Source organism: Stenotrophomonas sp. STEN225 (assembly GCF_056756445.1).
In genome coordinates, this window is record NZ_JBRRBV010000034.1 from 1 (window position 1) to 7,558 (window position 7,558).

General features: G+C 56.9%; 7 protein-coding genes. All 7 read left to right on the top strand.

Going from position 1 to position 7,558, the window contains the following annotated elements:
• Positions 1-858 (top strand): RHS repeat-associated core domain-containing protein (locus ACVOJ1_RS18830; protein ID WP_346480774.1); only part of this gene is annotated, 858 nt, incomplete at its 5' end.
• An 8-nt stretch (positions 859-866) separates the two neighbouring features.
• On the top strand, positions 867-1,202 hold the full coding sequence (locus tag ACVOJ1_RS18835; protein WP_053520415.1) for an immunity 53 family protein: 336 nt from the start codon (positions 867-869) through the stop codon (positions 1,200-1,202).
• Positions 1,203-1,343: 141 nt separating this feature from the next.
• On the top strand, positions 1,344-2,480 hold the full coding sequence (locus ACVOJ1_RS18840) for an integrase family protein (RefSeq protein ID WP_263177818.1): 1,137 nt from the start codon (positions 1,344-1,346) through the stop codon (positions 2,478-2,480).
• Positions 2,481-3,662: 1,182 nt separating this feature from the next.
• The gene (locus tag ACVOJ1_RS18845; RefSeq protein WP_253120517.1) at positions 3,663-4,034 is read left to right on the top strand and encodes a DUF7668 domain-containing protein; all 372 of its coding nucleotides are present in this window, start codon (positions 3,663-3,665) and stop codon (positions 4,032-4,034) included.
• 630 nt (positions 4,035-4,664) lie between these two features.
• Entirely contained in the window at positions 4,665-5,618 is a 954-nt protein-coding gene (locus ACVOJ1_RS18850) for an RHS repeat-associated core domain-containing protein (RefSeq protein WP_317629488.1), read from the top strand.
• Positions 5,619-6,361: 743 nt separating this feature from the next.
• Positions 6,362-6,754: a hypothetical protein gene (locus ACVOJ1_RS18855; protein WP_154582419.1), complete on the top strand. Its 393-nt coding sequence runs from the start codon at positions 6,362-6,364 to the stop codon at positions 6,752-6,754.
• A gap of 243 nt (positions 6,755-6,997) precedes the next feature.
• A complete protein-coding gene (locus ACVOJ1_RS18860; RefSeq protein WP_263177819.1) occupies positions 6,998-7,444 on the top strand; it encodes a hypothetical protein in 447 nt (148 codons plus the stop codon).
• Positions 7,445-7,558: the final 114 nt, after the last annotated feature.

Consider the following 7,558-nt stretch of genomic DNA (forward strand, 5'->3'; position numbering starts at 1 on the left):
CTGCTCGGCCTTGGCGTGTCGCCAGCCGCAATTGCCCAGACGACGGTGACGTACATCCACACGGACGCGCTGGGCTCGGTCGTGGCCGAGAGCGATGCCAACGGCAACGTGATCAAGCGCTATGACTACGAGCCTTACGGTGCTGTGGTCGGTGGTCAGGTCACGGATGGCCCGGGGTATACCGGGCATGTGAGCGACTCGGCCACCGGGCTGAGCTACATGCAGCAGCGGTACATGGATCCGCAGTTGGGTGTGTTCCTGTCGGTGGATCCGGTGACGGCCTATGAACAGCCGGTGGGGCAGTTCAATCGATATCGGTATGCAAACGGCAATCCGTACAAGTTCACTGATCCGGACGGGAGGCAGAGTTGGAGTGACTTCCAGACCGGCTTTGAGAACGGAACACTTAACGCCTCCCGATACGAGCACGGATTTCCGTTGCATGCCAATTGGGCTGAGCAAACTGGCTATGCCATTGGTTCCGGTATCGTCAAGGGCGGGCAGTCCCATGCTGGTGGCATTCGAGCGCCGCCCCTGCGTATGCAGCCACCCCGGACTGGGACTGTTACAGTTGGCGCGCCATCTGGCCGGAACACAAACAAATTGCGACCGGACGCCAATGCAGAGGGCGCACACTCTGTCCTAAAGCGTGGTGAGGATGGCAATATCAGCAATACTGCCACTTACCAGCCAAATCCGAACAATCCGTCCGGCTTCCAAGAGGTAAAGCGTGTCGACGTAACCGGAAAGGCTCATACCAATCCTGATGGATCCATCATTGCCACACCTCATGTGAAAGAGGCAGGGCAAAAGGGGGTGCGTCCGGCGCTCCCAGAAGAGCTGCCAAAGCGGAACTGAGATTATTTATGGACACTGCGATTGCGCTTTTGCAAAAATGGTACTCGAATCACTGTGACGAAGATTGGGAGCATTCCTACGGTATCAAGATAGACACTTTGGATAACCCAGGGTGGATTCTCACTGTCGACCTGGTTGACACGGAGTTGAGTGAATATTCGCTGCCCAGAACGCGCATTGATCGTTCGGAAGTAGATTGGATTCAGTCCGAGATTTCGGATGGGCGCTATATCGCTTGCGGTGGAGTGCTCAACCTGGAGGAGATCGTGCTTCAGTTTTTGAACTTCGCCGAGGGTCCCCGCGTCGACAGTCAGGATGCGCGAACCGACGGCGTAGGGCAGTAGGTTTTTTCGTTCAGTGTTCGGAGCAAGTTTGTGCTCTGTCGTCGCAGACATTAGGCATCGTCAGCGGACGATCCTCATCCAAACATCCCCTCGCATCCTGTCCTAAGTTGGCTCTATCGCCACTCACGGACAACCCGCCCGATGTCATCCGCCCTCACCAAACGCATCGTTCTCAGGGCTGAACCCCGGGATCGCCCCTGCGAGGTCAGGGACGCTCAGGTTCGCGGCCTGATCCTGCGTGTGCAGCCTTCAGGGCATAAGGCTTGGATCGTGACCTGGGCGCACGGTAAACGTCGTACCTTAGGTTCGGTCGAGCACTTGACGCTCGACCAGGCCCGCGACCAAGCCCGGCAAGCGGTCGCTGAATACGTTCAGTCCGGATTGCCGGCACTCGCAAAGTCCAAGCCCACTAGCTGCACGCTCGAAACACTGCTCAACGAGCATTTCGAGCCTTGGGCGATAGCTGAGCTCAAGGGTGGTCGTCAGTACCCGGACCGCATCCGATCAGTGTTCCCGTGGCTGCTGCGTCGTCAGATCATCGAAATTGACGTGCCCACAATGGAGCGATGGTGGCGCGGTCGTGTCACTGGCCCCGATGCAGTCACCAAGGCTACCGCAGCGCGCGACTTTGCTTGCCTGCGGTCTGCCTTGTCTCGGGCCGTTGAGTGGAAGCTGATCGAGACTAACCCCCTCATGGGCATGCGTCAGCGATCAGCAGCTAGCCGCAAGGTGGTTCGGTTCCTGTCCCCTGATGAGGAGGCGATGCTCCGGGCCTCGCTGGCAGCGCGCGATCTAGCTGGGGTTGAGGGGAGGGCGAACGCGAATGCGGCCCGACGTAAGTACCGGCAAGCGGTTCTGCCTGACTTGCCGATGGACGGCTATGTCGATCACCTGACTCCGGTGGTCCTTACAGCCATCAATACCGGCATGCGGCGGGGTGAACTGCTATCGATGACATGGGCGGACATCAACTGGGAAGCCAAGATGCTGACCATTCGAGCCGAGAACGCCAAGTCCGGTAGGCAGCGTCACATCCCGCTAAACGTCGAAGCCATGGAAGTCCTGCAGCGTTGGGCTAGACAAGCGGGCGAGCGCCGTGCGGGCAAGGTCTTCGACGTGACGGACATCAAGAAGGGGTGGGGCAACCTCATAGCCGATGCCCGCATCGAAGAATTCCGGTCAATCGCTATCGGTATGCGAACGGCAATCCGTACAAGTTCACAGATCCGGATGGACGTGCAGTCACTTGTAACGAGAATCGATGTTCTGGTGAGGTGAACACCATCGCTGATGCTCTGGCGCTTCCTGCAATTCTGACGATAGCGTACGGGGGGAGATTAGTCTCAAATGCAATTGATTCCACCCAGCGGAGTGAAGGGGCTGATCCGACCGACTCCACGGAGGGGGAAGGGGGAAAGCAGGCGCCCGATAGCGTAGCTGGACTACGTGGTGAATCGACTATTGAAAATGTCACTACCCGAGGCACCCGGGTATGGGATAGAGGAGCCGAATCAGATCAGAAGGCAAAGGATTTTGACGCGCTGGGTCCCAAGGATGTCGACACAAAGGCAAACGGAACTCGTGTTGGGCAATTGGAGGATGGAAGTCGAGTGATTGACAGGAACTACTCCAAGGATGGACGGCCGACGCTGGAGATTCGGCGCCAGGACGGTCGAACCACTGATGAGTTTAGATATGGGAAGAACCCATGATTGGACAGCGTTCTGCAGATTTTGAAGAGTGGCGACCTGACGGAATGGACGGGGATCACTCGTGGGATGTCGGGGAAGTTAGATATTCGATTGACGGATCTATGGCTATAGATTTGTTCGAGAACACGGGAAGGAAGGCGTGGATTCTGATTTTCGCAACGCCCTTGGCCGTTCGAATTACTCAGGAGGGAAGTCTCCAGGAATACTGGGAGTCAGGCGTAGTGGTGGCCGGGCATAACCTGATGCGTGCAACCAGCTCATCGTTGTTGACGTGGTTGGAGAATTCGAGCGGTGGCGTTCATTCTTCGGGAAATATGGCGCATTATGCGGTCTTCTCCGACGATGTCTGCGTTGAAGTTCTCTCGCGTGTCGTGCCTTCTCTGATGCCTGCAGATGCCTAGATGAGGACGATCCTCATCCAATCAACGCCTGGCATCCTGTCCTAATTTGGCGCTATCGCCACTTACGGACGCTCCGCCCAATGTCATCCGCCCTCACCAAGCGCATCGTTCTCACAGCAGAACCCCGAGATCGCCCCTACGAGCTCAGGGACGCTCAGGTTCGCGGCCTGATTCTGCGAGTGCAACCCTCGGGCCACAAAGCTTGGATCGTGACCTGGGCGCACGGTAAGCGTCGTACCTTGGGGTCGTTGAGCTTCTGACACTTGATCAGGCCCGCGACCAAGCCCGGCAAGCCGTTGCTGAGTACGTTTGGACTGCCACAAGCAATTGCACGGGAGAGATTAGCAATGAATGAGACGACCATAGCTAAAGATGGTGAGAACGAGACTGCGGTGCCGCAAGCTTGGCGGCCCACGCTCGCAGCCATCGTTGATGCTCTGATTCAAGGTGGCGAACCATCGCTACCGCAGGTAACCCTTCAGGCCCCAGATGTGTGGGCAAGCGCGCTAGAGAACATTCGCGCGTATGGCGCACACTTGAAAAGGCTGCCAGATGAGTCCTGGAACTCTTCCGTCTGCATCTGGTATGGAGATTTTTGGAATGTTCTGGTTGATCTTTACACAGAAGAAGAGGGGAGGAGTGACCTAGTGCTTCAGGCTCACGTGTACGAAGTTGGTGATGGGTATCGATACGAGGTGATTTTGGTATGCGTGCCGTAGAACCTGAAGGTCTGTTCGAATTTCATCGGTTTTCAAATTAAGTAGTGACTTAATTGGCGGCTACATGGGGCGGGGCTGTGCACTGTGGACGATCCTCATCCAAACACCGCCTTGCATCCTGTCCTAAGTTGGTTCTATCGCCATTTGCGGACGCTCCGCCCAATGTCATCCCCCCTCACCAAGCGCATCGTTCTCACAGCTGAGCCCCCGAGAGCGCCCCCATCGTCCCGGCGGCAACGGTCCATGCCGGTTCGCTCGTCCGGAGTCGGGATCATCCGGTCAGTCGCGAGCTGCTTAGATCGCTCGCCAAGTTCAGTCGGCTGGGTTCGTAATGCGTAGGTCGCAGGTTCGACTCCTGTTTCCGGCACCATGTTTGATGAAAAGCCCCGGCCCTGGTCGGGGCTTTTTTTGTGTCTGGTAGCGCCGGGCCATGCCCGGCGGAATGCGAGTTCCCCAGCAGTGCCAACCCATGGCGGGAAGCCGCAATTTCCGAGTCTCGCGGCCTACTCGTCCCTCCGGCTTCCCGAGCGCTTGGCTCCTCGCACTGTTCCTGACGTGGCAACCGCGGCCGGTCATTCCTGTGCTATGAATACCCAGCCTTGCTTCAAGGCTCTTTCAGGGATTGGAAGGATGCGCAGGTTCGGGGGAACTGCAGGCGGTGTGTCGGCCCGCTTCAGGGGATTTGAAGAGCGATTTCGGAAGTCGGGGGCATTCGGCGCCTGGCTGTGCTGCGTGCTGCTGCTCGGCCTTGGCCTGTCGCCAGCCGCAATTGCCCAGACGACGGTCACTTACATCCACACGGATGCCTTGGGCTCGGTTGTGGCCGAAAGCGATGCCAACGGCAACGTGATCAAGCGCTATGACTACGAGCCTTACGGTGCTGTGGTCGGTGGTCAGGTCACGGATGGCCCGGGGTATACCGGGCATGTGAGCGACTCGGCCACCGGACTGAGCTACATGCAGCAGCGGTACATGGATCCGCAGTTGGGTGTGTTCCTGTCGGTGGATCCGGTGACGGCATATGAGCAGCCGGTAGGGCAGTTCAATCGGTATCGCTATGCCAACGGGAATCCGTACAAGTTCACTGATCCTGATGGACGGCAGGCGATCCCGATGCCGGCCCCTTACATCCTTCCCATCCCGGTTCCCAACCCTGGTGGAAACATCCAGCGCAGTGAGGATACATCCGGGGGGAATCGCGAGAGCGGGCCAAGTGGAAGGCCAACTTCGAGGCCCACTGAACGTCCCGCAGGTCGGGATACAGTGCGGCGGGGGCGAGACGGGCAGCCAATACCCAATCGTTTCCCCGACCGACCACTACCCACTAAGCCCAATGGTGAGCCTGCACCAGAACCGGATGCGGCTGGCCCGCATACGCAACTGGGGCAGCGAGATGGTAGAAATGGAAAGTACGACCAGGCGAGAGAATTCGACGGTCACGGGAGGCCGGTAAAGACTATTGATTTTACTGACCACGGTCGGCCGGGCAGTCATACGAACCCGCACGAACATCCTTATGAGCCGAGTGCTACCGGGGGCACTCCTTCACGCGGACCCGCGCGGCCGCTTAACGGAGGCGGATAGTCATGACCGTAAACGCTTGGGACTTCCCAATCACGGGAGACAGGGTAGTTGAGGCGTTAAGAGATAACTTCAGCACGAATGATATTTGGCTGCTATCGCATTTGGATGTCCCTTCGGGAGCGGAGTCAAAAGCGACCTTGGGTCATCTTCGAGAGCGGATGGTGAACAGGCCGTTAGAGGTGTCGACGGGTGATCTGTGCGATGCGCTTGCTGGTGCGCCGCAAGTATGGGTACTGGACATCCGGCTATCATCCGACCACGAAGTTCAGCTCTACATTGAAGATGGTGAGGTATTTGAGGAGAGTCTGGACAGGATGGTCGGAACCGGAAATATCGCTGGACCGACAGACCCGGGACTGAGATGAAATGTAGGTTCGACTCCTGTTTCCGGAGTTGGGCTTGTCCCCGTAGTAGGGGATGGGGCTGGGAAGCTGATAAAAGGCGCCGACAACATAGCGGATGGAGTTAGGTTGAATAAGCAACTTGGCAGCGAGCAGCAGCTTGGCGAGCTGATATCAGGCGAAGGGCGGGTCATAGCTGGCGGTAATGGTAGCGTCGGATTACGGGACTCGCCGCGCCTTAGCGCTGTTCATGGAGGGCAGGCATCAGATTGGACCAAGGTGTCGAGCTCATCGCATAAGGCGCCAGATGGTCAGCAGTTTTCTACCCACGCATATCGAAATCAGACGAGCGGACAAGTCGTTGAGCCAAAAACAAAGTTGATTGAAGAGGGGAAGTAGGTCATGCGAGTTAAAGTTATTGATGATTGGGAGAGCGTTCTCGCTGACCTTGGCGCAGAGGGTAAGGTGAAGCCGAAACTGTTCGTGGCTCGTGGAAAAGAGTACACGGTTTATGGGCTCAGTTTGCATCGTAGTTCAAGTGTGTATAGAGCGGGGGCGCTAATCTGTCAGCTGGTCGATGATTATGGGAATCTTATCTTCGCGCCGATTGGCGTATTTGATGTAATTGATGGAGCAATTCCGGATTTCTGGCGGATCGAAGTTCGCGATGGTGACGTTCTTATTTGGCCAGATATTTTCTACAAAGACTTCTTCTTCGACGACTTGTCAGATGGTGTTCCGGAGTGCGTCGCGGCCTTCCGAAATCTGCAGTCACTGATGGGAAATACTGGCTGACTGGTTTCCCGTATAGATAGGAGAACAAGGTTGAGGGCTTCGATGCAAAGGCTGGCGGAGCACGTTTGCTGCGGACGATCCGCATCCAATCACCGCCTCGCATCCTGTCCTAAGTTGGCCGGTAATCTCCCCGTAGGTCGGCAGCATTGATAAATGGAATTTTCTCGTAATCTAATCCAGAGGAGATCCCATGAAAATTCACTATTCGCCGATAGCCATATTGGACCGGTCAGGACTTCGCGCATGAACGGTGATAGCTACGAGCTTCTGGCCATAATTGTGGAGACAGGGCTTCTCGGATCTGCTAGCGAATTGGCTCCTGGCTTGCTGGACCGCTACTGGTCGGGCGAAGTAAGTGTGCCCTCGGCTATCGATGCCGACATTGCTTCCTATCTTTCGCAACACGACGTAGGGGCTCTTGCAAGAGCATCAACGTGGATTGCAAGGAATCATGTCCTTTCCGGGCAGATGCCCAAGCAACACTTGAGCATGGTGCGGTGGCTGTTTGAGAATGGCTATGTTGATCGGCTCGATCTACTGAACCTGCTGGCGCTGCTTTCACTTGGACCGCTGGATGAAGCCGGATTGGAGATCGCCTTGCTCTCCAAAGAAGCACTGGACGAAGGTCGGCTGGAGGGAGGCTTGAAGCTGATAGAGCCAATGCTACTGGCCTATAGCCCTTCGCTATGATGGATGCGTAGGTCGCAGGTTCGACTCCTGTTTCCGGCACCATGTTTGATGAAAAGCCCCGGCCCTGGTCGGGGCTTTTTTGTGTCTGGTGGCGCCGGGCCATGCCCGGCGGAA

What these genes read in the sequence shown, in the direction of transcription:
- ACVOJ1_RS18845 (WP_253120517.1), top strand. Translation starts at nt 3,663, where the DNA reads ATGAATGAGACGACCATAGCTAAAGATGGTGAGAACGAGACTGCGGTG.
- ACVOJ1_RS18855 (WP_154582419.1), top strand. Translation starts at nt 6,362, where the DNA reads ATGCGAGTTAAAGTTATTGATGATTGGGAGAGCGTTCTCGCTGACCTT.
- ACVOJ1_RS18860 (WP_263177819.1), top strand. Translation starts at nt 6,998, where the DNA reads ATGAACGGTGATAGCTACGAGCTTCTGGCCATAATTGTGGAGACAGGG.
- ACVOJ1_RS18835 (WP_053520415.1), top strand. Translation starts at nt 867, where the DNA reads ATGGACACTGCGATTGCGCTTTTGCAAAAATGGTACTCGAATCACTGT.
- ACVOJ1_RS18840 (WP_263177818.1), top strand. Translation starts at nt 1,344, where the DNA reads ATGTCATCCGCCCTCACCAAACGCATCGTTCTCAGGGCTGAACCCCGG.
- ACVOJ1_RS18850 (WP_317629488.1), top strand. Translation starts at nt 4,665, where the DNA reads ATGCGCAGGTTCGGGGGAACTGCAGGCGGTGTGTCGGCCCGCTTCAGG.